Source organism: Pseudomonas sp. CMR5c, assembly GCF_003850545.1.
GTDB classification, from domain to species: Bacteria; Pseudomonadota; Gammaproteobacteria; order Pseudomonadales; family Pseudomonadaceae; genus Aquipseudomonas; species Aquipseudomonas piscis.
The window spans coordinates 1929010-1954405 of sequence record NZ_CP027705.1 but is presented as its reverse complement, the minus strand read 5'-3'; the positions used below and the strand labels follow the sequence as shown (position 1 = coordinate 1954405).

Sequence of the window (25396 nt, the reverse complement as noted above, 5' to 3'; positions counted from 1 at the left end):
AGCAAAATACGACTACAAACGATTAAGCCTGGTGGCTGTTAACGTAGTCGATAGCTGCTTGAACGGTAGTGATCTTCTCAGCTTCTTCGTCAGGGATTTCGGTCTCGAATTCCTCTTCCAGAGCCATCACCAGCTCAACGGTGTCAAGGGAGTCGGCACCCAGGTCTTCAACGAAGGAAGCGGTGTTAACAACTTCTTCTTCTTTAACGCCCAGTTGCTCAGCAACGATTTTCTTGACGCGCTCTTCGATGGTGCTCATACCTTGTTTTCACTCCTAATGGACAAATTCAGGCAGCTGGCCAGTGGGTAAGTGTATAGAAAGGCTTTTCAGCTTTTCAACCGAAAGCTTTACCACTCAACCCTTTGGCCATCTGCCTATAAATAGATTGCAGCTTTATAACGGATTTTAGACAGCTCGTATGACACTTTTTTGAAGCAATCCGTCACATTTGCCTCACATGTACATCCCGCCGTTGACCGGGATTGTAGCCCCAGTAACGTATGCCGCACCGTCGGATGCCAGGAAAGCGACCACTTGCGCGATCTCTTGGGCCTGACCCAGACGGCCCAGCGGAATCTGTGCCTGCAGGGCTTCACGCTGTGCTTCCGGCAGCTCGCGGGTCATATCGGTATCGATGAAACCAGGAGCGACCGAGTTCACAGTGATCGACCGCGAACCTACTTCCCGCGCCAGGGCACGGCTGAAACCTTCGAGGCCGGCCTTGGCGGCGGCGTAGTTTACTTGGCCTGCGTTGCCCATGGCACCCACAACCGAGCCAATATTGATAATTCGACCCCAACGAGCCTTGGTCATGCCGCGCAGGACGCCCTTGGACAGGCGATACAGGCTATTGAGGTTGGTATCGACCACGTCGTACCACTCGTCATCTTTCATGCGCATCATCAGGTTGTCGCGGGTGATACCGGCGTTGTTCACCAGGATCGCCGGCGCACCGAACTGCTCGGTGATGCTGGCCAGGACCGCAGCCACGGACTCGTCGCTGGTGACATTGAGTTCCAGGCCAGTGCCTTGAACGCCGTTTTCCTTGAGGGTGGCAGCGATACGCTCGGCACCCGAGGCGGAAGTGGCGGTACCCACCACGATGGCACCCATGCGCCCCAGCTCGAGGGCGATGGCCTGGCCGATCCCACGGCTGGCGCCGGTCACCAGTGCAACTTTACCTTGCAGACTCATGCAAGCTTCTCCTAGTTCAGGCCAACACTGCGCGGGCGGCAGCGAAAGCATCCGGGGTATTCAGGTTAGAGGTCGAAACGCCTTCGGCGCAGCGCTTGTTGAGGCCAGCCAGGACCTTGCCCGGGCCGCACTCAACCAGCTCGGTAGCACCGCTGGCGGCCAGGGTTTGCACCGATTCGACCCAACGTACAGGCTTGTACAACTGCTCCAGCAGATCGCGCTTGAGACTATCCAGGTCAACCGCCACCGCAGCGCTGACGTTCTGCACCAGAGGGATCTGCGGAGCCTGCCAGTCGATCGCGGCGATCGACTCGGCAAAACGCTCGGCCGCAGGGCGCATCAGCTCGCAGTGGGATGGCACGCTGACCGGCAACGGCATGGCACGCTTGGCGCCACGGGCCTTGCAACCTTCGATGGCACGGTCCACGGCAGCCTTGGCACCGGCGATCACCACCTGGCCCGGGGAGTTATAGTTCACCGCGCTGACCACTTCACCTTGCGCCGCTTCTTCACACGCAGCCACCACGTCGGCATCGTCCAGGCCAAGGACCGCCGCCATGGCGCCCTGCCCTGCCGGCACCGCTTCCTGCATCAGCTGGCCACGACGCTCCACCAGCTTGACCGCCTCGGCCAGGGTCAGGCTGCCGGCAGCGACCAGGGCGCTGTACTCGCCCAAGCTGTGGCCGGCAACGAATGCCGGGCGCGCACCGCCCTCGGCCAACCACAGGCGCCACAGAGCGATGGACGCGGTGAGAATCGCGGGTTGAGTCTTGTCGGTCTGATTCAGCAGCTCCGCCGGACCTTCCTGGGTCAGAGCCCAGAGATCGTAGCCCAGGGCATCGGAGGCTTCCTTGAAAGTATCGAGGATCAACGGGTACTGCGCGCCCAGCTCGGCCAACATGCCGAGGGACTGCGAGCCCTGTCCTGGAAAGACGAATGCGAGGGATGCAGACATGTAACGAGCCCCTAATGATCTTGTCGTCGGAGAATTGACGTCACACCGTAGTGGACGCAAGAAACTGACAGTTGGATGGCCAATCGTACCGAGCGGTCACATTTAAGCATCCCGCCGGGAAAATGCCTAAGGCAGCAGGTCTTCGAGGCGCCCGTGCAAGCGTCGCGGCAGATCTTCCTGGATCTCGATCAGCGCGCGCTGAATCGCACTCTGGAAGCCCTGAACTCCCGCCGAGCCATGGCTCTTGACCACGATCCCCTGCAAACCCAGGAAGCTCGCGCCATTGTGCCGGGCCGGCGCCAGGTCCGCCTGCAGTCGCCGCATCAAAGGCAAGGCCAAGGCCCCTACCACCCGAGAAAGCATGCCCTGCTTGAACAGCGCCTCGATGCGGGATGCGATCATGGTCGCCAGGCCTTCACTGGACTTGAGCAGGATATTGCCGACGAAGCCGTCGCACACCACCACGTCCGCCTCGCCACGATACAGACCGTCTCCCTCGACAAAGCCGATATAGTTCAAGCCCCGGGCCTGCTGCAGGAGATTCGCCGCCAGCTTGACCTGCTGATTGCCCTTGATGTCCTCGGTGCCGATGTTCAGCAAGGCCACCCGGGGACGAGCGATGCCCAGGCTCTCCGCCGCAACCGAACCCATGATGGCGAACTGCAGCAAATGCTCGGCACTGCAATCGACGTTGGCCCCCAGGTCGAGCAACTGGCAGTAGCCGCGCTGGGTGGGAATGGCAGCCACCATCGCCGGGCGATCAATACCGGGCAAGGTCTTGAGTACGTAACGCGACAGCGCCATGAGCGCCCCGGTATTACCGGCACTGACACAAGCCTGGACCTTTTCCTCGCGCAACAGCTCAAGCGCCACCCGCATCGAAGAATCAGGCTTGCCGCGCAAGGCCTGGGAAGGCTTTTCGTCCATGGTGATCACCTCGCTCGCAGGGGCGATCGACAGGCGCGCGCGATCCACGGCCGAATGGCTGGAAATCAGTTCTTCAAGGAGGGAGGGTTGACCCACCAGGGTCAGGTGCAGCGAGGGGGTAGCAGACAGGCACGCAATACTGGCCTGAACAATGCTGCGGGGACCGAAGTCCCCGCCCATTGCGTCAATCGCGATGACTTGAGCGGACAAGGATTACTCGTCAGCGCCCTTGTCGATCACTTTACGACCACGGTATACGCCTTCTGGCGATACGTGGTGACGCAGGTGAACTTCACCGGTGGTCTTTTCTACGGACAGGGTGCTAGCCTCGAGAGCATCGTGGGAACGACGCATGTCACGGGCAGAGCGGGATTTTTTGTTCTGCTGAACAGCCATAATTGATTAACTCCTAAACGTTTGGGTCACGCTTTAACTGCGCCAATACACTGAACGGGTTGGACCGCGTTACCTCGTCCTCGCTCGGTTCGGGCTCATCGAGCCCCGCCGGCTGCTGGCATTCTTCCGGATGATGAGCAGGCACGATGGGCAAGGCGAGCAACAGCTCATCCTCGATCAACGCCTGCAGATCCAAAGGATCTTCGCCCAGTTCCAGCACGTCATAACCTTTCGGCAACGACTGGGTATTCGCACCCTCCTTCACCACCGCGTAACTGCATTCGCTGTGGATCGGCAGGGTGACCAGCTCAAGACAACGCTGGCAAACCATTTTGACTTCGACGTCGATGGAGCTGTGGATAACTACAGCTTTACGCTCGTCACGCTCGAAAACGAATTTAGCCTGCACCGTACCGACATCGTCGGCAAGCGGGTCGCAGAGTCTCTCCAAATCGGCCAGCAGCACTTCCCCCTGGAGGGTGGTACCACGGTCAGCCAATTTGCGCGGGTCAACGTGAGGTGGAATCGGGTCATTCAACATAGGCGCAGCATTATAGGGATGCCCCCGGCCATGTCAAAGGAAATTCAGCCCTGTCCGTCACTTGCCCGCCCCGCTAGAATTCCCGGCCCGCCCAGGAGATGCGCATGCTGCCTTTACTACTCGCCTCAAGCTCGACCTACCGCCGGGAATTACTGTCCCGCCTGCAACTGCCATTCACCTGCAGCTCCCCCGACATAGACGAAAGCCATCGCCCAGGCGAAAGCGCCGTGGAACTGGTCAAACGCCTGGCCGAGGAAAAGGCTCGCGCCCTCGCCCCCAGCCACCCAGGCCACCTGATCATCGGCTCGGATCAAGTCGCAGTATTGGGCGAACGAATCATCGGCAAGCCCCACACCTTCGACAAGGCCCGCCAGCAACTGCTGGACGCCAGCGGCGCCAGCGTGACCTTCCTCACCGGCCTGGCCCTGCTCAACAACCAGACCGGCCAATGCCAGGTCGACTGCATTCCCTTCACAGTGCACATGCGCACCCTGGACGACCAGCGCATCGAGCGCTATCTGAATGCCGAGCGCCCCTTCGATTGCGCCGGCAGCTTCAAGGCCGAGGGCCTCGGGGTCAGCCTGTTCAAAAGCACTGACGGCAGCGACGCCACTAGCCTGGTCGGGCTGCCACTTATCCGCCTGGTGGACATGCTGCTGGTCGAAGGCGTGGACATACCTTGAGGCCACGAAAAAGCCGGCCATAAGGCCGGCTTTCATTGGACGCCAGAGGCTCAACGCAAGGTCGGCCCCTGGAAGCCCATCCACATGGCGATCTGCTCGGCGACGCTGGCGCCAAGCTTCTTCGAGAAGCGATCGAAGGGCGACTCCTGGACGGTGAAGTCCACCACTTCCTTCTCTCCGATCACGTCACGCGCAACCGAACTGGTATTGCCCAGCCCGTCAATCAATCCCAACTGCAACGCCTGCTCGCCGGACCACACCAGGCCGGAAAACAGCTCGGGGTGCTCCTTGTCCTTCAACCGCTCGCCACGCCCCTGCTTGACGCTGGCGATGAACTGGCGATGAGTGGTGTCCAGCACACCCTGCCAGAACTGCGTCTCCTCGGGCTTTTGCGGCTGGAAGGGGTCAAGGAACGACTTGTGCTCACCAGAGGTATAGGTACGACGCTCGACCCCCAGCTTCTCCATGGTCCCGACAAAGCCATATCCAGCTGCAGTGACGCCGATGGACCCCACGAGGCTGGCCTTGTCGGCATAAATCTGATCAGCAGCACTGGCGATGTAGTAAGCGCCCGAAGCTCCAAGATCGGAAATCACCGCATAGACCTTGGTGTCCTTGTGCAAGGCCCGCAGACGGCGGATCTCGTCATAGACATACCCGGACTGCACCGGGCTGCCACCCGGACTGTTGATTCGCAGCACGATGCCCTTGACCTTCGGATCGTCGAAAGCGGTGCGCAGACTGCCGACGATATTGTCCGCACTGGCAGATTCCTTGTCCGCGATCACCCCGGCCACATCGATTACCGCGGTGTAGCTGCCACCACGGGTGGCGCTCTTCTCGATGCTCATCAACGGAGTGAACACGAGCAATGCCACGAACAGATACACAAAGGTCAGCAACTTGAAGAAGATCCCCCAACGCCGCGACCGCCGCTGTTCCTGGACACCGGCCAACAGGGTCTTTTCCAAGAGTTTCCAGCTTCTGTCGTCAGGGCCTGACGCGCCCGATGCGCGTGGTGCCTTCCATTCGTCGGTCATGCCTACTACCTCAGCCAAAAATTAACTCGCAGCCCGATTGAGCCAGGCATGCAATTGAGGAAAATGATCGATGGACAAGCGCGGCTCCAGCATTTGCAACGCCTCGATAGGCTGGGCACCGTAGCTTACGGCGACCGAATCCATGCCCGCATTGCGCGCCATCAACAGGTCGAAGGAAGAATCCCCAACCATCAGCGCCTGCCTGGCTCCAACCCTACAATGCGCAAGGATTTCTTCCAGCATCAAGGGGTGCGGTTTGCTGGCAGTCTCATCCGCGGCCCGGGTGATATCGAAGTACTCCCCCCAACCATGAGCCTTCAGCACCCGATCAAGGCCACGCCGCGCCTTGCCGGTCGCGACTGCCAACCGATACCCCTCGACCCGAAAGCTCTCGAGCGACTGCACCACCCCGTCAAATAGCGGCGAGGGCTCGGCATCGAGCGCGATGTAGTGATCCGCGTAGTGCTGACGAAACGTCACCAACTGCTCATCATCGATTTCCGGATACAGGGTCCGGATCGCCTCCGGCAGGCCCAGGCCGATGATGCCCTTGACGGCGGAGTCATCGCACCGGGAAAAGCCGGAACGGTCGGCGGACACATGCATCGATTCGACAATCCGACCAATGGAATCCGCCAGGGTGCCATCCCAATCGAAGATCAGCAGCTTGTAATCAGGGTGCACTCAGGCGCTCCACGGTCTTGGCCCACATCTCGTCCACCGGGGCCTGCAATTTCAGCTCGCCACCATCGGGCAGCGGCACCGTCAACATGTAGGCGTGCAGGAACAAGCGTTTACCGCCCAGATCGCGGATTTCCCGAGTGAAATCATCGTCGCCGTACTTGCTGTCACCGGCGATGCAATGCCCGGCATGCAGGGTGTGCACCCGAATCTGATGCGTACGTCCGGTCACCGGCTTGGCTTCGACCATGGTGGCAAAATCACCGAAGCGACGCAGAACCTTGAACACCGTCAAGGCCTCCTTGCCCTCTTCGTTGACCTCCACCATGCGCTCCCCAGAGCGCAGGTTGCTCTTGAGCAACGGGGCCCGCACTTGCTTCAAGGCAGTCGCCCAATGGCCACGCACCAACGCCATGTAGCGTTTATCCACACCGTCGCCACGCAATGCAGCATGCAAATGACGCAACATGCTGCGCTTCTTGGCGATCATCAGGAGACCGGAAGTGTCGCGATCGAGGCGATGCACCAACTCCAGTTCCTTGGCATCCGGCCGCAACTGACGAAAGGCTTCGATCACGCCGAAATTCAGGCCGCTGCCGCCATGCACGGCAATGCCGGCCGGCTTGTTGATCACGATCAGCGCCTTGTCTTCGAAGACGATGGAAGACTCCAGACGCTGCAGCAACCCCTGGGCCAGAGGCACAGGCTCATCGCGCTCGGGCACGCGCACCGGAGGCACGCGCACAACATCGCCCTCCTGCAACTTGTACTCGGGCTTGATCCGCCCCTTGTTCACCCGCACTTCGCCTTTGCGCAAAATGCGATAAATCAAGGTCTTGGGCACGCCTTTGAGTCGAGCGAGAAGGAAATTATCAATACGTTGGCCGGCATATTCCGGCGTGACCTCAAGCAGTTGAACGCCTGGAGTCGAGGGGGCAGTAGTCGTCATGTCGCGGATAATAACAATTTTTATGGATTTGAAGCACTTAATGATTACTGCTATAGTCGCGAACGCCGCCAAAAGCGGCTGGACAGAGGAACAGCGGCCAACAGCCGGCCCTGACCAACGCAATTCATGAGGACGCAAGGCCGTCCTACGCAACTCTCGCCACATAACGGACGAGTTGGACGCTGTAACAAGCGCAGGTGACATGAGGCCTGAAACCCGTAGGAAGCAGAGTTCCACTCGCCTCTTACGCAGCGATTAACGGCCAGTTCACAAAGTGCAGTCAGCGACTGACGACACCCAGGCGGAAGTTGTGGAAACAACGCCTTAGCCATGATGCGTGACCTCCCCTTTCGGAGTTCACGGTAAATGCCAACCCGCTGCGGATTCTGCGCGCGGCAGCACCCGAATTATCAGGGATACGTGTAGGGTGGAGATGCACAACCGTCGGACTGTGTAGCATTAGGCTTTATCAAGACGCTTCATCTCGTCCACAGTCGCCGGTTGATTCCTCCTCCTGACAGACTTTTGCTTAAGCGGTGCTTTAGTCACCACAGCAAGCAGGACGCGTGAGTCGCGACTTCGTTCCCGGTTGACAGGGACGAACCTCGCTAGACACTCGAGTGGTCAACCACTCCTGACGCACCTGACACCGACCGTGAGAAGTCGTGTGTGCCGAACGCCGTTTCCGGCAGCCCGGAAACCGACGGTACTACATGAAAAGAATGCTGATTAACGCAACTCAACCCGAAGAGTTGCGTGTTGCCCTGGTAGACGGCCAGCGCCTCTACGACCTGGACATCGAGTCCGGTGCACGCGAGCAGAAAAAGGCCAACATCTATAAAGGCCGCATCACTCGTATCGAACCTAGCCTCGAGGCTGCCTTTGTCGATTTCGGCTCTGAGCGCCACGGCTTCCTGCCTCTCAAAGAAATCTCCCGCGAATACTTCAAGAAAGCCCCTGAAGGCCGCGTCAACATCAAGGACGTCCTGAGCGAAGGCCAGGAAGTCATCGTCCAGGTCGAGAAAGAAGAACGTGGCAACAAGGGCGCAGCCCTGACCACTTTCATCAGCCTGGCCGGTCGCTACCTGGTCCTGATGCCGAACAACCCTCGCGCCGGTGGCATCTCGCGCCGTATCGAAGGCGAAGAGCGCAACGAACTGCGCGAAGCGCTGAACGGCCTGGTGGCACCTGCCGACATGGGCCTGATCGTCCGCACTGCCGGCCTGGGCCGCAGCAGCGAAGAAATGCAGTGGGACCTGGACTACCTGCTGCAACTCTGGACCGCCATCAAGGAAGCGTCCCAGGACCGTTCCGCGCCATTCCTGATCTACCAGGAAAGCAACGTCATCATCCGCGCGATCCGCGACTACCTGCGCCAGGATATCGGCGAAGTGCTGATCGACAGCGTCGAAGCCCAGGACGAAGCCCTGACCTTCATCCGCCAGGTGATGCCGCAGTACGCCAGCAAGATCAAGCTGTACGAAGACAGCGTGCCGCTGTTCAACCGCTTCCAGATCGAAAGCCAGATCGAGACCGCCTTCCAGCGCGTGGTCGAACTGCCTTCCGGCGGCTCCATCGTCATCGACCCGACCGAAGCCCTGGTGTCCATCGACATCAACTCGGCTCGCGCCACCAAAGGCAGCGACATCGAAGAAACCGCCCTGCAGACCAACCTGGAAGCGGCGGAAGAAATCGCCCGCCAACTGCGCCTGCGTGATATCGGCGGCCTGATCGTCATCGACTTCATCGACATGACCCCTGCCAAGAACCAGCGTGCCGTGGAAGAAAAAGTCCGCGAATGCCTGGAAGCCGACCGCGCCCGCGTGCAGATCGGCCGCATTTCGCGCTTCGGCCTGCTGGAAATGTCCCGCCAGCGCCTGCGTCCATCCCTGGGCGAGAGCAGCGGGATCGTCTGCCCACGCTGCAGCGGCACCGGCATCATCCGTGACGTCGAGTCGCTGTCCCTGGCCATCCTGCGCCTGATCGAAGAAGAAGCCCTGAAGGACCGCACCGCCGAAGTCCGTGCCCAGGTACCGATCCCGGTCGCCGCGTTCCTGCTCAACGAAAAACGCAACTCGATCACCAAGATCGAACTGCGTACCCGCGCCCGTATCATCATCCTGCCGAACGATCACCTGGAGACGCCGCACTTCGAAGTCCAGCGCCTGCGTGATGACAACCCGGACGCCAACAACAACCAGTCCAGCTACGAAATCGCCGCTGCCGCAGCCGAGGCCGAAGAGCCACAACCGGCCGCCGGCACTCGCACCCTGGTTCGCCAGGAAGCCGCGGTGAAGACAGCTCCAGCGCGTGCCAACGCTCCGGTTCCTACCGAAGCCGCCGCCCCGGCGCCTGCTCCGGCACCGACTCCGGTGGCCGAGCCAAGCCTGTTCAAGGGCCTGGTCAAGTCCCTGGTCAGCCTGTTCGCCAGCAAGGAGGAGCCTGCCGCACCAGTGGTTGCCGAGAAGCCGGCTCCCGAGCGTCCTGCCCGTAACGAAGAACGTCGCAACGGTCGCCAGCAGAGCCGTAGCCGCAACGGTCGTCGTGACGAAGATCGCAAGCCGCGCGAAGAACGTGCTCCGCGTGAGGAACGCGCACCACGGGAAGAGCGTCAGCCGCGTGAACTGCGCGAAGCTCGTGATGAAGGCCAGGCCACTGCTCGCGAAGAGCGCCAGCCGCGTGCACCGCGTGAAGAACGCCAGCCACGCGCCCCGCGCGAAGATCGCAAGCCTCGCGGCGAGCGTGAAGAGCGCGTACGCGAACTGCGCGAACCCCTGGATGCCGCTCCAGCGGTAGCCGCTGCCGCCGCTACTGCAGCCGTGGCCGAAGAGCGTCCGGCTCGCCAGCCACGCGAAGAGCGCCAGCCACGTCCGCCACGTGAAGAGCGCCAACCACGTGCCGAACAGGCCCAGGCCGCAGCCGTCAGCGAAGAAGAAGCGCTGCCTAACGAAGAGCAACTGCTGGAAGAAGGCCAGGACAACGCCGAAGGCGAGCGTCCACGTCGTCGCTCCCGCGGCCAGCGTCGTCGCAGCAACCGTCGCGAGCGTCAACGTGACGCCAACGGCAACCTGATCGAAGGCTCGGAAGAAAACACCGAAGAGCCAAGCAGCGACGACCTGGCCGCCGGCCTGGCAGTCACCGCTGCCGTTGCCAGCACCGTGATCAGCGCCAATGCCGAAGCCGAGGCTCATCAGCAAGCCGAACGCGCTACCGCCGCCGTTGCCGAACCGACCCCTGAAGCACCGGTGGTCGAGGCCACCACTGCGGTAGAGGCTCCAGCCGCGCCAGCTGTGGAAATGGCTCCAGCAGCCGAAGTCGCACCAGCCGCTGAACAGCCGGTCGAGATCGCTGCCGAACCCGCCGTGGTCGTCGAGACCCAGCCGGTGGTTGCCGAGCAGCCTGTCGTAGAACCTGTAGCCCCAGCTCCAGCGTTCGAAGAACCAGCCGCCGAGCCAGCCCCGGTAGCCGCTCCAGTAGCTGAACCGGTGATCGAGCAGCCAGTGGTTGCCGAGCAGCCAGCCCCGGTAGTGGAGCCTGCTCCGGTTGTCGCTCCAGTAGCGGTCGAGGCTCCAGCTCCGGTAGCCGAAACGGCTCCAGCCAGCGCCCTGACCAGCAACGGCCGCGCACCCAACGACCCGCGCGAAGTGCGTCGCCGCAAGCGTGAAGCCGAGCGCCTGCAGAAGGAAGCCGAACTGGCTGCCGCTGCTGCTCCGGCCGAAGCCGTGGTCGCTGTCGAAGCTGCACCGGTAGTTGAAGCCCCTGCGATCGTCGAGGCAGCTCCTGCACCTGTCGAAGCACCTGCCGCAGCTCCTGCGCCAGTTGCCGAGCCTGAGGCGCAGCAACCTGCCCCAGTGGTCGAAGAAGCGCCACGCGCTGTCGAGCACAGCCCTGAGCACGTAGCCCACGCCGAAGAGAAAGAGCACGAGACCAAACCTCTCGTCTGATTCCATCGGCTGATAAAAAGCCCTGCTCCGGACCTCCGGGCGGGGCTTTTTTCATACCCGTGTTTCAGCCCTGCCGATAGTCCAGCGCCTGCGGCACATCCACATCCCACAGGACACCCGGATCACTCACCGGTACCTCGACCACCGCCCCGGAAGCAAACAGCGACCTGCCCCCGCGATCACCGGCCAACCCGAGCAACGCTTGGCCATAAGCCCGGCCAAAACCCACCGGATGTCCCAGCTCGCCCCCCTGCCTTGGCACGCAAATCCGCCCTGGCTGCATGGCCTCGACCACTTGCCGGATAGTGTCGGCCTGAATGAAGGGCATATCCCCCAACACCACCAGCCAACCCTTGGCCTCTGCCGCGGCGCTCACCGCTGCTGCCAGGCTATGGCCCATGCCGGCGGACTCCAACTGCAGCACTTCACAGCCATGGGCCCGGCCCAATGCCAGGACCTGCGGCCGGTGCGCAGTGGTCACCAGGACTCGATGCACAATCTCCCCCGGCAGATTCACCAACGCCTGCTCCAGGACCGGCCGCAACACCCCGTCACGCCCCAGGCAGGGCGCCAGCAGCTTGTCCTGGCCATGCCCCGCCACATCCTGATAACGCCTGCCCTGCCCCGCCGCCAGGATCAGCGCACAGGGCAGCAGGCTCATACGGCCACCTGACTGGCGTGGGATGCGGGCTTTTTCTGCACGGTTTCGACGCCGTTCTTCAGTGCCACGATCTCGGCCATCAGCGACAAGGCGATCTCCGCCGGGGTATGGCTGCCGATATGCAGGCCCACCGGCCCGTGCAGACGCCCGATAGCCTGGGCCGACAGCCCCAGCAGTGCCAGGTTGTCCCGGCGCTTGCGACTGTTGACCCGGGAGCCCAACGCACCGACGTAGAAGGCCCGGGAGTCGAGCGCCGTGAGCAAGGCCATGTCGTCCAAGCGCGGATCATGGGTCAGGGCCACCACGGCAGTACGCTCATCGGGCTCGATACTCGAAACCGCATCGTCGGGCATGCCGGCGACAAACCGTCCGTCCTCCGCGTCCCAGCCATGCACGAACTCCCGCCGTGGATCGCAGACCAGCACCTCGAAGTCCAGCAGGCGGGCCATTTGCGCCACGTATCGGGACAGCTGCCCGGCGCCGATCAACAGCAAGCGCCAGCGCGGCCCGTAGATCGCCCGCAAGATGGCTCCGTCGAACGCCAGCTCATCGCTCTTGCGCGCCGGCTCGAGCCGCACCGCGCCGGTGGCCAGGTTCAGTTCCCGGACCACGATCTGGTGCGCCTGGCACCGCTCGAGCAGTTCGGCGACCCAGGCCGGATCGCCGACCCGCTCTTCGGTCAGGCGCAGGGTGCCGCCACACGGCAAGCCGAAACGCGCCGCCTCCTCCAGGGTCACGCCATAGGTCACCAACTGGACCGGCGGCCCCTGCATCGCCAGGCGCCCATCTGCCAGACGCGCGATCAGGTCATCTTCGATGCAGCCACCGGACACCGAGCCGATCACCATCCCGTCATCGCGCAGCGCCAGCATGGCGCCTGGCGGTCGCGGTGCACTGCCCCAGGTCTGGACCACGCTGTACAGCACCACCGCCCGACCGGCGCGCCGCCACTCCAGGACACTGCGCAGGACATTCAGGTCGACGCTGTCCATCAGGCGCTCGCCTGCTGCCAGCCCTGCAGCTGGTAGCGTACCGGCAAGTTGCGGATGCGCTTGCCGGTAGCGGCGAAGATCGCATTGCACAAGGCCGGCGCAATCGGCGGTACTCCGGGCTCGCCGACACCACCCAGCGGCACCTCCCCGGGCGGCGTCACCAGGTGCACCTGCACCTCCTTGGGCGCCAGGGACATGCGCGCCACTTCGTACATGTGGAAGTTGTCCTGCTGGACCTTGCCGTCCTTGAAGCTGATTTCCCCCAGCACCGCGTTGCCCAGGCCCATGACACAAGCCCCCTCGAACTGCGAACGGATACGCTCGGGGTTGATCTGCGGACCACAATCCACGGCGATATCGGCCTTGTGCACGATCAGGGTGCCATCGCCCTTGACCTCCACCTCGATCACCGCTGCGACGTAGGTCACGAAGCTGTAGTGCACCGCCAGCCCCAGGCCGCGACCCTTGGGCAGCTCCCGTCCCCAACCGGCGGCCTTGGCGGCGGTTTCCAGCACCGTGCGCAGGCGACCGGTGTCGATGGGATAGCGCTCGGGGGATTCGCCATAGTTCCACTCCTCGCTCAAGGTCCGCGGATCGATCTGCCGATCAGGCCCCAGCAGGCGCAACTGGTAGCGCAACGGATCTTCACCGGCCTTGTGGGCCAGCTCGTCGACAAAGCTCTGGATCGCGAAGCCATGGGGAATGTTGGACACCGAGCGATACCAGCCGACCCGGGTGTGGGCAGCCGCCTCGGGGTTCTCCAGGCGCACGTTGGGAATGGCATAGGCCATGTTGGTAAAACCCATGCCCAGCTCGAAAGCCGCTTCATGGTTCATGCCCGGAGCGAACAAGGCCGTGATGCTCGGCGCCACGGTGCGGTGCAGCCACGCCGCAGGCATGCCGTCCTTGTTCAACCCGGCCTTGAGGTATTCGGCCGACACGGTGTGGAAATACGAGTTGTGGATATCGTCCTCGCGGGTCCACTGCACCCGCACCGCCTTGCCGGGAAAGGCCTTGGCCAGGATCGCCGCCTCGATGATGAAATCGGGCTTGGACTTGCGACCGAAGCCGCCGCCCAGCAGGGTGACGTTCACCGTGACCTGGTCGAAACCAATCCCCAGCCGCTCGGCGATGCGCTCGCGAGTCACCTGGGGCGCCTGGCTCGGCGCCCAGGCTTCGCAGCGACCGTCCTGGAAGCGGGCCACGGCCACCATCGGCTCCATCGGCGCCTGGGCCAGGTGCGGCAAGTAGTAGGTGGCCTCCAGGCTGCCGTCGGCGCTCCCCAGGGCCTGCTCGAGGTTGCCGGTGCTGCGCACTACCTTGCCTGGCTGGTGCGCGGCCGCCTCCAGCTCCTTGCGGTAGTCGATGGAGTTGTAGCCGGCGTTGACCCCATCCTCCCAGTCGAGCCTCAACGCCTCGCGGCCCTTGATCGCCGCCCAGGTATTGCTCGCCACCACCGCGACCCCGCCCAGGGGCTGGAACTCCGAGGGCAAGGGACGGCTTTCGATCGGGATCACCTTGATCACCCCGGGCACCTTCAGCGCGGCGCTGTCATCGACGGACTTGAGCTTGCCACCATAGACCCGGGGCCGGGCCACCACGGCGAACAGCATGCCTTCGAAATGCACGTCGGCTCCGTACACCGCACGACCATTGACGATGTCCTGGCCGTCGATCGCCCGGGTCGCTTCCTTGCCGATGTAGCGGAACTGCGAAGCTGGCTTCAGGCGCAAGCTGTCCCGCGCCGGCACCGCCAGGGCCCCGGCAGCCACAGCCAGGTCGCCATAGCCCAGCTCCCGCCCGCTGGGCTGGTGGACCACCTTGTGCAACTGCGCCCGGCATTCCGCCAGTGGCACCTGCCACTGGGCGGCGGCCGCTTGCTCGAGCATGGTCCGCGCTGCCGCGCCGCAACGGCGCATGGGCTCGTACCAATGGCGCATGCTGCGCGAGCCATCGGTGTCCTGGTTGCCATAACGCGCCTCGTCACCCGGCGCCTGCCTGACCTTGACCAGGGCCCAGTCGGCTTCCAGCTCGTCGGCCACCACCATGCTCAGGCTGGTACGCACGCCCTGGCCCATTTCCGAGCGGTTGCAGGTGACCGTTACGCTGCCGTCGGCATCGATGCTGACATAGACCTTGGGATCGTCGACCCAGCCGTGGGGCATGCCGTCGGCGCCGAACTTCTTGTCCTCGGCAAAGGCGTCCTGCCAACCCCAACTGGCGGCCAGCACCAGGGCGCCGGTGGCGCCCACGCCCTTGAGAAAGCCCCGGCGACTCAGGTTGGCCAGGGTGAAATCAGTGGGTAGAGGACTCATGCCTTGGCCTCCTGCAATTGGCCGGAGGCGCGACGGATCGCGGTCTTGATCCGGTTGTAGGTGCCGCAGCGGCAGATATTGCCGAGCATCGCCTCCTCGATCTGTTCGTCACTGGGGTTGGGGTGGATCTTGAGCAGCGCCGTGGCGGACATGATCTGCCCGCCCTGGCAATAGCCGCACTGGGCTACCGCGGTGTCCAGCCAGGCCTGCTGCACCAGTTGGCCCACCGGATCGTTGTGCAGGTTGTCGATGGTGCTGACGTTCTTGCCCAGCACCGAGCCAACCGGGGTGATGCAACTGCGGGCAGGATCGCCGTCGATATGGATGGTGCAGGCACCACACAAGCCCATGCCGCAGCCGAACTTGGTGCCGTTGTAGCCGATCACGTCGCGGATCGCCCACAACAGGGGCATATCCTCGCTGACGTCCAGTGGGTGGTCTTGTCCGTTGAGTTTCAGGGTAATCATGGGCACGCCCGCATTCTATGGAGGGATGGGGTCGAACCATCTGTCGCGCGGTACCGCGACTGCGGGGCACGCAGATCGGCTCAGGCTAATCGGGCTCTCTTGTGAAGCTCGAGCTTCACCGGGCCCTTGGGAACAGTAAGAAGCACATTCTTAGCCTGCTAAGTTAAGCCCTAATTAAGCAAAAAGCCTTGTCCGAACGTCATTCGGGCAAGGCTTTTTTGCGAGCCAGGGGCGGCGAACGGTCATGCTCCGTAGAGGTTGGGCTCCATCTCCAGCTCGACGCCGAAACGCTCGGCGATGTCGCGCTGGATCCTCTGGGCCAACGCCAACAACTGCCGTCCGCTGGCGTTGCCGTAGTTGACCAGCACCAGCGACTGCAAGCGATGGACCCCGGCATCGGCCTCGCGAAAGCCCTTCCAGCCTGCCTGCTCGATCAGCCAGCCGGCCGCCAGCTTCATCTGCCCATCCGCCTGGGGGTAGGCCACCAGGCCTGGGTGCGCCTGGCGAATGCGCTCCGCCAGCGCCGCCGGCACCACCGGGTTCTTGAAGAAGCTGCCGGCATTGCCCAGCACCGCCGGGTCCGGGAGCTTCTCGCTGCGAATGCTGCAAATCGCCTGGCTGACATCGCCGGCAGTGGGCCGCTCGATGCCCTGCTCCGCCAGGCGCTGGCGTACCGGACCGTACTCAAGGTGCAGATGCTCGGCCCGGCTCAGGTCAAAACGCACCCGCAGGATCAGCCAACGACCAACCTCCTGCTTGAACAGGCTGTCGCGGTAGGCGAACCGGCACTGCTCCAGGTCGAACTCGCGCAACTCGCCGGTCTGCCGATCGAGGGCGGTGAGACCGGCGAACACGTCCTTGATCTCGACACCATAGGCACCGATGTTCTGCATCGGCGCGGCACCGACGGTGCCGGGAATCAGGCTGAGGTTCTCCAACCCGGACAAGCCCTGCCCCAGGGTCCACTGGACGAAGGGGTGCCAGGGCTCCCCGGCTTCGGCTTCCACCACCACCCGCTGCCCATCGTCCTCGAGCAGGCGGGTACCGCGGCTGGCCATGCGCAGCACCAGGGCCTGGATATCCCCGGCCAGCAGCAGGTTGCTGCCGCCACCGATCACCAGCAATGGCAACTGGTGCTCGCGACTGTAGTCCAGGGCCTCACGGACTTCGGCGTCATCATGGGCCTGAGCGAACAGCCGGGCCTTGACCTCGACCCCGAAGCTGTTGAACGGCTTGAGCGACACATCGGACTGGATGACCAGGCTCATAGGCGCCCCTTCAATTCGATCACCAGGCGATCACAGGCCGCTTCAATCAGGTCCAGCACTTGCTCGAAACCCTTTTCACCGTCGTAGTACGGGTCCGGCACCTCGTCGCGCACCGCCTCGTAGCGGCGCAGGAACAGGTCCAGCTCGGCCTTGCCATTGGCCGGTTGCAGGGCCTTGAGGTTGCGCAGGTTGCTCTGGTCCATGGCGAAGATCAGGTCATAGCGCGAGAAGTCGGCGCTGCTGACCTGCTGCGCCCGTTGCGCCGACAGGTCGTAGCCGCGCTGCAACGCCGCCCGCTGGCTGCGGGAGTCCGGCGCCTTGCCGACGTGCCAGTCGCTGGTGCCGGCGGAAGCCACTTGTACCTGCTCGGCAAGACCGGCTGCACGCAGTTTGTGGCGCAACACGCCTTCGGCGGTGGGTGAGCGACAGATGTTGCCCAGGCAGACGAACAGGACCTGCATCAGGCCTCCAGCAGGCGTCGGACGCGCTCGAGGTCTTCGGCGGTATCCACGCCGGTGGGCGGGGCTTCGAGGGCATCGGCCACATGGATGCGCACGCCGTGCCACAAGGCCCGCAGCTGCTCCAGGGACTCGGTGTTCTCCAGCCAGCAAGGCCCCCAGTTGACGAAGTCATGGAGGAAACCGGCACGGTAGGCGTAGATGCCGATATGGCGGCGGTAAGGCACGCCGGCGGGAAGTTCGTCACGATTGCGGGCAAAGGCGTCACGGGCCCAAGGCAGGGTCGAGCGGCTGAAGGTCAGCGCCAGGCCGTTGAGGTCGCTGACCACCTTGACCACGTTGGGGTTGAACAGGGTCTGTGCATCTTCGATCGGCTCGGCCAGGGTGGCCATGCGCGCTTCGGGATGGGCCGCCAGGTTGGCCGCCACCTGGTCGATCACCGCCGGCGGGATCAGCGGCTCGTCACCCTGGACGTTGACCACGATAGCGTCCGCCGCCAGCCCCAGCTGGGTGGCGACCTCGGCCAGGCGGTCGGTGCCGGAGTTGTGGTCTTCACGGGTCAGCAGCGCTTCGGCGCCAAAGCCCTGGCACGCATCGACGATACGCTGGTCGTCGGTAGCCACCACCACGCGCTCGGCGCGGCTCTTGCGGGCCTGCTCCCAGACCCACTGGACCATCGGCTTGCCGGCGATCATCTGCAGCGGCTTGCCCGGCAAGCGGGTGGAGGCGAAACGCGCCGGGATGACAACGGTGAAGGCGCTGGTCATTTGTCCAGGCGCTCCTCGGTGGTCAGGGTGCGAGCCTCGCTTTCCAGCATCACCGGGATGCCGTCGCGGATCGGATAGGCCAGGCCGGCGCCCTTGCTGATCAGCTCGGTCTTGTCGGCGCTGAGTTTGAGAGGGCCCTTGCAGATCGGGCAGGCCAGGATGTCGAGCAGTTTGGTGTCCATGAGGGTTTCCCTGGATAGAAGCGGTTTAAGGCAATAGACGGTCAGGCAGCAGGCGCATCAACTGGGTGTCGAACCAGGCGACGAAGGCTGGCGATGGCACCGCGTCGACCGCCAGGTACCACCAGTCGGCCGCCGCGAATTCGCGGCACTTGACCGCATCTTTCTCGGTCATGACCAGCGGCAACGACGGGGTGAAGGCCAAGGCCTGCGCACTGTATTGGGCATGGTCGGCAAATGCATGGGGGACAGGTCGCAAGTGTAGCGTTTCAAGGGTATTGAAGAAACGCTGGGGGTTGCCGATGCCGGCCACCGCGTGCACCGCTTGCCCCAGGGTGAAATGCGCCAGCGGACGACGCTCGCCGCTTTGCAGGTTGATCAGCGCCGAAGGCTGGAGCTCAAAGGCGAAACCATCGTCGCGATCGGCGGCGGCACCGTTGTACAGCACGGCATCCACACTGTGCAGGCGCTCCACCGGCTCGCGCAGCGGGCCGGCCGGCAGGCAACGGCGATTGCCCAGGCCGCGGGCCGCGTCGATCAGCACCAGCTCCAGGTCGCGAGCCAGGCGGTAATGCTGCAGGCCATCGTCGGAGAGGATCAGGTCCAGCGGCTCGGCGGCGAGCAGGGCTTGCACCGCGCGGCTGCGATCGGGATCGATCATCAATGGCACGCCGCAGCGCTGGACGATCAGCAGCGGTTCGTCGCCCGCCACCTCGGCGCTGTCCGTGGCCGTGACCCGCCAGGGCAACTGGGCTGGCTTGGCGCCATAACCACGGCTGACCACGCCGACGCGCAGGCCGAGGCGCTGGCAATGCTCCACCAACCACAGGATCAACGGAGTCTTGCCGGTGCCACCGACCGTGATGTTGCCCACCACCACCAGGGGCACCGGCGGCTGGTAGATCTCGCCCTCGCCGGCCAGGAAGCGCTGGCGCTTGCCCACCACGATACGGCGGTACAGCCATTCCAGTGGCTGCAGCAGTTTCAGTGCGCGATGGCCCTGGTACCAGGCGGCGAGCAAACGATCGGAAAGTGCCATCAGGGAGCCGGCGCCGCCTCGACGGTGGTCATGCGCAGGTGGCTGAAACCGAGCTTGCCGGCCGCGTCCATGGCAGTGATCACCGCTTGATGCTGGGTCTTGCCGTCGGCGCTGATGGACAGCGGCAGGTTGGTATCGCCAGCGGATTCCTTCTGCAAGGCCTCGATCAGGGTCGCCAGGTCGTTCTTGGGCAATACCTGGTTGTTCACCGAGAACACCCCGTCGGCGCTGATGGCGATATCCAGCTGCTTGATCTGCTGGTCCTCGGCCGGCGAGCCGCTGACGGCTTCGGGCAGGTCGACACGCAATTCGGTTTCCCGGGTGAAGGTGGTGGTGACCACGAAGAACAACAGCAGGATGAACACCACATCGATCAGCGACGCGAGGTTGATGTCCACGGTTTCCCGGGGTTTGCGACGGAATTTCACGCTGCGCCCTCGGCCAGGTCGACATCGCGGTCGCCCTGGATCACTTCCACCAGCTTGATCGCCTCCTGCTCCATGCCCACCACCAGCTCATCGACCCGGCGTTGCAGGAAACGGTGGAAGAACACCGAGGGGATCCCCACCATCAGGCCCGCAGCGGTGGTGATCAGGGCCTTGGAGATACCTCCGGCCAGCACATGGGCGTTGGTGGTCATGCCCGAGCCCATGAACGAGCTGAAGATATCGATCATGCCCAGCACGGTGCCCAATAGGCCCAGCAGCGGCGCCATGGCGGCGATGGTGCCCAGGGCGTTGAGGTAGCGCTCCAGCTCGTGGATGACCCGGGCCGCCGCTTCCTCGATGCATTCCTTCATGATCTCGCGGCCATGCTTGGAGTTGGCCAGGCCCGCGGCCAGGATCTCGCCCAGGGGCGAATCGGCACGCAGTTCCTTGAGCTTGTCCTTGTTCAGCTGCTTGTCCTTGATCCAGCGCCAGACCTGGCCCAGGAGGTGGGGCGGGGTCACACGGCTGGCCCGCAGGGTCCACAAGCGCTCGGCGATGATGCCCACGGCCGCGATGGAACTCAGGATGATCGGCAGCATCATCCAGCCGCCGGATTTGACCAATTCCCACACAGTGACAGCCCCCTCGAAAAAGTGCGCCACTCTAACATAGGGGCCGGACGCACCGAAGACCGTGATGTCGCATGTTTCCAGGCTTTAATAACCCACGGTTATTTAAGGCATTGTTACCGGCTCACGCCAGAACCGCCGTTGCTCGCGCACGCTGTAGGGCCGCGCAAAAGCCCCCAGGCGCAACCTCAACGCGCCCTGCTCGGCACTGTCATAAAGCGCCACGCCCAGGCTCCGGTAACGCGCCACCACCTGCGGGTGCGGGTGACCGAAGGCATTGCCCCGGCCCCGGGAAACCAGTACCGCGTCGGGCGCCAACCGTTGTAGCAGGGCCATGGACGAAGAGGTCCGGCTGCCATGGTGCGGCGCCTGCAACCAATGGGTCCGCTGCGCCAGCGGGCCCTGGAGCAAAGCCCGCTCCGCATGGATATCGATGTCGCCAGTGAGCAGCAGGCGCTCACCCCGGGCCTCGACCTGCAACACACAGGAAGCCTGGTTGCCATCGCGCGCCCCTGCCCATTGCCACTGGCGGAAACGCACGCCATCCCATTGCCAGCTCGCCCCGGACTCGCACGGCATGGCTTGCAGGATGGCCGGCAATGCCTCGGGCTCGCCACTACGCACCAGGCGAACCGGCAACGCCCGCTGCACCGCCTGGGCGCCACCGGCATGATCGTTATCGGCATGGCTGAGCAACATCAGGTCCAGCTGGTGGATGCCCAAGCGCTGCAGGGTCGGCACCACTACCCGCTCGCCGAGGTCGAAATCGCCGCTACGGGCGCCCGCGTCGTACAGCATCGCGTGGTTACGGGTACGCAGGACGAACGACAGCCCCTGGCCCACATCCAGCTGCCAGACTTCGGCCTCGCCGAAGGGCACTCGAGGCTGCGGCGGCCAGGCCACCAACAGCAACAGCGGCCAGCCGAGAATCCGCAGCGGCACGCCGGGCGGCAGCAACAGCAACAACGCCCCCAGACTGGCGAGGCTCCAGATCCAGCCGGGCAACAGCGGCGCGACCCAGGCCGGCCACCATCCGGCGATCAGCCCCAGCACACGGAACAGTCCCTCCAGCAGCCCACCGGCCAGCCACAACAAGCCTTCGCCCACCACTGGCAGGGGCAACAACAGGCTTCCCAGCAAAGCCGGCGGCAACACCAGCAGGCTGACCCAAGGCACCGCCAGCAGGTTGGCCAGCGGACCGCTGAGACTGATGGGCAGGCCCAGGGCCAGCATCGGCGGCAGCAGGCCGATCGCTATCAGCCATTGGGCGCGGGTCCAGCTCTGCCACCAGCGCCAGGCCCCCAGCCGCCCGGCGAAGGTGAAGATCAGGATCGCCACCGCCGCGAACGACAGCCAGAAACCCGGTTGCAAGCTGGCCAGGGGTTCGAGCAACAGCACCGCATCCAGCGCCAGCAGCAGCGGCCACCAAGTGCCCAGGTGACGAAAGCGCAAGCGCCAGAGCAGGACCAGGGCCACCATCACGCAGGCGCGCTGCACCGGCACGTCGAACCCCGCGAGCAACCCGTAGCCCAACGCCCCGAGAAAGCCCAGGACACAGGCCCACGGCAGCCATGGCCAGCGCGCGGGCCAGGCGCCGAGCCGCGCCAGCCCCGCCACGACGAGATAGATCACCCCCGCCAAGAGGCTGATGTGCTGCCCGGAAATGACCATCAGGTGCACGGTGCCGGTGTCTTGCAACAGCTGCCAGTCCTCTCGCGTCAGCCCGGAACCATCCCCCATCACCAATGCGGCCAGCCCTCCGCCCCGGCCATGGGCCTCCACCGCCAGCAAGCGCTGGCGCAAGCGGTCGCGCCAGGCGCCCTGGGCCGGCGCCAGCAACTGGCCATCCTTGACCGTACCGACGGCGCCGATACGCCGCGCCAGCAGCCACGCCTCGTAGTCGAACCCCTGTACGTTGAGCAATCCCACGGGGCGGCGCAGTGTCACCGCCAGGCGCCAGCGCTCGCCGCTCTTGACCGGCGGCCCGTCACGCCAGCTCACGCGAATTCGCCGTGGCAGGCGCTCGCGTCGGGCCTGGGCATCTTGCAACTCGAACCGCACCACCTGCGCCCCAGCCTCCGGCAAACCGGTGATCCGTCCTTCCAGCCAGCGAGTCTGGCCGTCCAGGCGCGACGCCAACCGATCGTCGAGCGCCCACTGCGCACAGGCACAGGCCCAACTGAAGCCGAATAGGAAAAATGCCACCGGATGTGTACGAAACGGCAACAGCAGCAAGGCCAGCACCAATACCGGCAACAACCACCAGAGCGGCGGCAAGGCCGGCAGAAAACCCAGCGCCAGAAGCCCCGCGGCCAAGCCCAGCATCCCTGTTCGCATCAGCCAATCCATCCATGACGAGCCCTACCCTTGGCTTAGCCGAGGACGGCCGGACACGGCTTTATCATTTGTCACAATGTCTGAATTTGCCCTGTTTACAATCCAGTCATAATTACCGCTTGACCCGACCGAGAAGCCTTATGCCCCGGCGCTTATTCAAACGTTACATGCCAGATCCCACCAGCATCCGGGAACACAAGTCCTTACGCTTTCTCGGCACCTTGCTGCATGACGCCAACCTCTGGCACCTCAACCGGCACTCCGTGGCCCGCGCCATGGCCGTGGGCCTGTTCGCCGCCTTCATCCCGATCCCGATGCAGATGTTGCTGGCCGCGGTGCTGGCCATCTGGTTGCGGGGCAACATGCCCATCAGCGTCAGCCTGGTATGGCTGACCAATCCCATCACCATGCCCCCGGTGTTCTTCTGCACCTATCAGCTAGGCGCCTGGCTAATGAACGTGCCGCCGCGCACCCTGCCCGACAGCCTCACCTGGGAGTGGATCAGCAGCCAGCTGGCCACCCTCTGGCAACCTTTCCTGCTCGGTTCGGTGGTGGCTGGCCTGGCCCTGGGCGCCCTGGCCTACTGCCTGACCATGCTCTACTGGCGCTGGTGGGTCGGCCGCCAATGGCAACGCCGCAAGCTGCAGCGGCGCTAGAAACGACAACGGCCTCCCGAGGGAGGCCGTTGTCGTTGATGGGGCAGTTGCCTACTGGCGCATGCCGCGCCCGCTGACCAGCAACCTGGCACAGCCTATGTAGAGCACCGCGGTGGCCACCAGCATGAACGTGATCGCCGTGCCGATACTGATATCCGAAACCCCGAGGATGCCGTAGCGGAACGAGTTGACCATGTGCAACACCGGGTTGGCCAGGGACACGGTCTGCCAGAACGGCGGCAGCAGGTTGATCGAGTAGAACACTCCGCCCAGGTAGGTCAGCGGCGTCAGCACGAAGGTCGGGATGATCGAGATATCGTCGAAGTTGCGCGCGAATACCGCGTTGATGAAGCCCAGCAACGAGAAGATCGTGGCCGTCAGCACCACCACCAGCACAGTGACGCCCAGGTGGTGCACCTGCAGCTTGGTGAAGAACAGCGACAGCAAGGTCACGATGATCCCCACCATCAGCCCGCGCAACACGCCGCCCAGGGTATAGCCGATGAGGATGGTGTGGGGCGAGACCGGCGACACCATCAATTCCTCGATGGAGCGCTGGAACTTGCTGCCGAAGAAGCTCGACACCACGTTGCCGTAGGAGTTGGTGATCACCGACATCATGATCAGCCCCGGCACGATGTACTCCATGTAGGTGAAACCACCCATGTCGCCGATCTGCCGGCCGATCAGGTTACCGAAGATGACGAAGTACAGGACCATGGTGATGGCCGGCGGCAGCAGGGTCTGCGGCCAGATCCGGGTGAAGCGCCGGACCTCGCGGTAGACGATGGTGTTGAGCGCTACCAGGTTGGGCTTGAACTCCGAACTCATACCGCCACCTTCGACAGGTTTTTCTCCACCAGGGACACGAACAGCTCCTCAAGTCGGTTGGTCTTGTTACGCAGGCTCAGCACCTCGATGTTCTGCAGCGCCAGCTGGCTGAACAGGGCCGTGATGCCCACGGCCTTGTCCACCTGGACCTCCAGGGTATGGCTATCCACCAGGCGGGTCGGATAGCCGGCCAGTTGCGGAACCACGTGCAAGTCATGCTTGAGGTCGAGCAGGAAGGTTTCCACATGCAGCTGGCTGAGCAGCTGGCGCATGCTGGTGTTCTCGACGATGGTGCCGTGGTCGATGATGCCGATGTTGCGGCACAGCTGCTCGGCCTCTTCCAGGTAATGGGTGGTGAGGATGATGGTGATGCCCTTCTGGTTGAGCTCGGTGAGGAAGCTCCACATCGAACGGCGCAGCTCGATGTCGACCCCGGCGGTCGGCTCGTCGAGGATCAGCAGGCGCGGCTCGTGGACCAGGGCCCGGGCGATCATCAACCGGCGCTTCATGCCGCCGGACAGCGAGCGCGAAGGTACATCGCGCTTGTCCCACAGGCCGAGCTGGGTCAGGTACTGCTCGGCCCGCTCCTTGGCGATCTTCGCCGGGATGCCGTAGTAGCCGGCCTGGGTCACGACGATGTCGAAAGTCTTCTCGAACTGGTTGAAGTTGAACTCCTGGGGCACCACGCCAATGCTGCGCTTGAGCGCGGCCGGCTGGCGGTCCAGGTCATGGCCGAAGACATTCACCGTGCCGCTGGTCTTGTTCACCAGGGTCGAGAGAATGCCGATGGTGGTGGATTTACCGGCCCCATTGGGACCGAGCAAGGCAAAGAAATCACCCTCGGCGACGTCCAGATCGATACCACTCAGGGCCTGGAAACCGTTGCCGTAGGTTTTGGTTAGCTGCCGGATGGACAGAGCGGAACTCATATCGGATTCATGCACCAAGAAGGGGAAGTTTTATAGGTAAGGGCAGGCCGGGTCGATTGCAACATTGCCGGACGCCCGCCATGTTGCGGGCCGGCGCCCTGCAAGTACAGTCATGCGTATCGATAGTGG

26 protein-coding genes are annotated in these 25396 nt (G+C 63.7%); 3 read left to right on the top strand and 23 right to left on the bottom strand.

The annotated features are described in order from the left end of the window. Positions 1-22: 22 nt before the first annotated feature. The 6 genes from acpP to C4K40_RS09140 all read right to left on the bottom strand — a co-directional run bounded on the left by acpP (position 23) and on the right by C4K40_RS09140 (position 4014). A complete protein-coding gene (gene acpP, locus C4K40_RS09165) occupies positions 23-259 on the bottom strand; it encodes an acyl carrier protein (protein ID WP_004884578.1) in 237 nt (78 codons plus the stop codon). A 195-nt stretch (positions 260-454) separates the two neighbouring features. Then, positions 455-1195: a 3-oxoacyl-ACP reductase FabG gene (gene fabG / locus C4K40_RS09160; protein ID WP_022643173.1), complete on the bottom strand. Its 741-nt coding sequence runs from the start codon at positions 1193-1195 to the stop codon at positions 455-457. Between the two features lie 16 nt (positions 1196-1211). Beyond that, a complete protein-coding gene (fabD, locus tag C4K40_RS09155; RefSeq protein WP_053135808.1) occupies positions 1212-2150 on the bottom strand; it encodes an ACP S-malonyltransferase in 939 nt (312 codons plus the stop codon). A 126-nt stretch (positions 2151-2276) separates the two neighbouring features. Then, positions 2277-3287, bottom strand: a complete 1011-nt coding sequence (gene plsX / locus C4K40_RS09150) for a phosphate acyltransferase PlsX (RefSeq protein WP_083456965.1) — start codon at positions 3285-3287, stop codon at positions 2277-2279. A 3-nt stretch (positions 3288-3290) separates the two neighbouring features. After that, positions 3291-3473, bottom strand: a complete 183-nt coding sequence (rpmF, locus tag C4K40_RS09145) for a 50S ribosomal protein L32 (protein WP_003179396.1) — start codon at positions 3471-3473, stop codon at positions 3291-3293. 13 nt (positions 3474-3486) lie between these two features. Beyond that, positions 3487-4014 carry a YceD family protein gene (locus C4K40_RS09140; protein WP_053135801.1) on the bottom strand — a complete coding sequence of 176 codons (528 nt, stop codon included), beginning with the start codon at positions 4012-4014 and terminating at the stop codon, positions 3487-3489. A 104-nt stretch (positions 4015-4118) separates the two neighbouring features. On the opposite strand from C4K40_RS09140, the gene C4K40_RS09135 reads away from it, so the two are divergent. Continuing rightward, positions 4119-4697, top strand: coding sequence for a nucleoside triphosphate pyrophosphatase (locus C4K40_RS09135; RefSeq protein WP_022643168.1), 579 nt, complete (start codon positions 4119-4121; stop codon positions 4695-4697). Between the two features lie 50 nt (positions 4698-4747). On the opposite strand, the gene sppA is transcribed toward C4K40_RS09135, so the two are convergent. The 3 genes from sppA to rluC are packed head-to-tail and all read right to left on the bottom strand — an operon-like array spanning position 4748 to position 7367. Continuing rightward, positions 4748-5737 (bottom strand): signal peptide peptidase SppA, encoded by a 990-nt coding sequence (gene sppA, locus C4K40_RS09130; RefSeq protein ID WP_053135798.1) that lies wholly within the window; start codon positions 5735-5737, stop codon positions 4748-4750. A gap of 21 nt (positions 5738-5758) precedes the next feature. Then, positions 5759-6421, bottom strand: a complete 663-nt coding sequence (locus C4K40_RS09125) for an HAD-IA family hydrolase (RefSeq protein WP_053135795.1) — start codon at positions 6419-6421, stop codon at positions 5759-5761. Continuing rightward, positions 6411-7367, bottom strand: coding sequence for a 23S rRNA pseudouridine(955/2504/2580) synthase RluC (gene rluC / locus C4K40_RS09120; RefSeq protein WP_031321241.1), 957 nt, complete (start codon positions 7365-7367; stop codon positions 6411-6413). The genes C4K40_RS09125 and rluC overlap by 11 nt, the downstream gene beginning before the upstream one ends. A 713-nt stretch (positions 7368-8080) precedes the next feature. On the opposite strand from rluC, the gene rne reads away from it, so the two are divergent. After that, positions 8081-11311 (top strand): ribonuclease E, encoded by a 3231-nt coding sequence (gene rne, locus C4K40_RS09115; RefSeq protein ID WP_053135792.1) that lies wholly within the window; start codon positions 8081-8083, stop codon positions 11309-11311. 64 nt (positions 11312-11375) lie between these two features. On the opposite strand, the gene C4K40_RS09110 is transcribed toward rne, so the two are convergent. The 12 genes from C4K40_RS09110 to C4K40_RS09055 form a co-directional block, all read right to left on the bottom strand. Next, the gene (locus C4K40_RS09110) at positions 11376-11972 is read right to left on the bottom strand and encodes a nucleotidyltransferase family protein (protein ID WP_053135789.1); all 597 of its coding nucleotides are present in this window, start codon (positions 11970-11972) and stop codon (positions 11376-11378) included. Continuing rightward, positions 11969-12964, bottom strand: a complete 996-nt coding sequence (locus C4K40_RS09105) for an XdhC family protein (protein WP_053135786.1) — start codon at positions 12962-12964, stop codon at positions 11969-11971. The genes C4K40_RS09110 and C4K40_RS09105 overlap by 4 nt, the downstream gene beginning before the upstream one ends. Continuing rightward, positions 12964-15279 (bottom strand): xanthine dehydrogenase family protein molybdopterin-binding subunit, encoded by a 2316-nt coding sequence (locus C4K40_RS09100; protein WP_053135783.1) that lies wholly within the window; start codon positions 15277-15279, stop codon positions 12964-12966. Before C4K40_RS09100 ends, C4K40_RS09105 begins: the two co-directional genes overlap by 1 nt. Further along, entirely contained in the window at positions 15276-15746 is a 471-nt protein-coding gene (locus C4K40_RS09095; RefSeq protein ID WP_022643160.1) for a (2Fe-2S)-binding protein, read from the bottom strand. The genes C4K40_RS09100 and C4K40_RS09095 overlap by 4 nt, the downstream gene beginning before the upstream one ends. A gap of 242 nt (positions 15747-15988) precedes the next feature. Beyond that, a complete protein-coding gene (murB, locus tag C4K40_RS09090; protein ID WP_022643159.1) occupies positions 15989-17014 on the bottom strand; it encodes a UDP-N-acetylmuramate dehydrogenase in 1026 nt (341 codons plus the stop codon). Beyond that, the gene (locus C4K40_RS09085) at positions 17011-17475 is read right to left on the bottom strand and encodes a low molecular weight protein-tyrosine-phosphatase (RefSeq protein WP_022643158.1); all 465 of its coding nucleotides are present in this window, start codon (positions 17473-17475) and stop codon (positions 17011-17013) included. The genes murB and C4K40_RS09085 overlap by 4 nt, the downstream gene beginning before the upstream one ends. Beyond that, positions 17475-18239: a 3-deoxy-manno-octulosonate cytidylyltransferase gene (kdsB, locus tag C4K40_RS09080; protein WP_053135780.1), complete on the bottom strand. Its 765-nt coding sequence runs from the start codon at positions 18237-18239 to the stop codon at positions 17475-17477. The genes C4K40_RS09085 and kdsB overlap by 1 nt, the downstream gene beginning before the upstream one ends. Then, positions 18236-18421 (bottom strand): Trm112 family protein, encoded by a 186-nt coding sequence (locus C4K40_RS09075; protein WP_011060103.1) that lies wholly within the window; start codon positions 18419-18421, stop codon positions 18236-18238. Before C4K40_RS09075 ends, kdsB begins: the two co-directional genes overlap by 4 nt. Positions 18422-18446: 25 nt before the next feature. Continuing rightward, the gene (gene lpxK / locus C4K40_RS09070) at positions 18447-19457 is read right to left on the bottom strand and encodes a tetraacyldisaccharide 4'-kinase (protein ID WP_053135777.1); all 1011 of its coding nucleotides are present in this window, start codon (positions 19455-19457) and stop codon (positions 18447-18449) included. Next, positions 19457-19885: a biopolymer transporter ExbD gene (locus C4K40_RS09065; protein WP_022643156.1), complete on the bottom strand. Its 429-nt coding sequence runs from the start codon at positions 19883-19885 to the stop codon at positions 19457-19459. Before C4K40_RS09065 ends, lpxK begins: the two co-directional genes overlap by 1 nt. Further along, entirely contained in the window at positions 19882-20517 is a 636-nt protein-coding gene (locus C4K40_RS09060; RefSeq protein WP_022643155.1) for a MotA/TolQ/ExbB proton channel family protein, read from the bottom strand. The genes C4K40_RS09065 and C4K40_RS09060 overlap by 4 nt, the downstream gene beginning before the upstream one ends. A gap of 102 nt (positions 20518-20619) precedes the next feature. After that, positions 20620-22851 (bottom strand): DNA internalization-related competence protein ComEC/Rec2, encoded by a 2232-nt coding sequence (locus C4K40_RS09055; protein WP_053135774.1) that lies wholly within the window; start codon positions 22849-22851, stop codon positions 20620-20622. Positions 22852-22991: 140 nt separating this feature from the next. On the opposite strand from C4K40_RS09055, the gene C4K40_RS09050 reads away from it, so the two are divergent. Continuing rightward, positions 22992-23507 (top strand): DUF2062 domain-containing protein, encoded by a 516-nt coding sequence (locus tag C4K40_RS09050; protein ID WP_031321234.1) that lies wholly within the window; start codon positions 22992-22994, stop codon positions 23505-23507. 51 nt (positions 23508-23558) lie between these two features. Here C4K40_RS09050 and C4K40_RS09045 read toward each other — a convergent pair whose 3' ends face one another. Then, entirely contained in the window at positions 23559-24338 is a 780-nt protein-coding gene (locus C4K40_RS09045; RefSeq protein WP_022643152.1) for an ABC transporter permease, read from the bottom strand. Continuing rightward, complete coding sequence (locus tag C4K40_RS09040) at positions 24335-25267, bottom strand: ABC transporter ATP-binding protein (protein ID WP_022643151.1); 933 nt, start codon at positions 25265-25267, stop codon at positions 24335-24337. The genes C4K40_RS09045 and C4K40_RS09040 overlap by 4 nt, the downstream gene beginning before the upstream one ends. Positions 25268-25396: the final 129 nt, after the last annotated feature.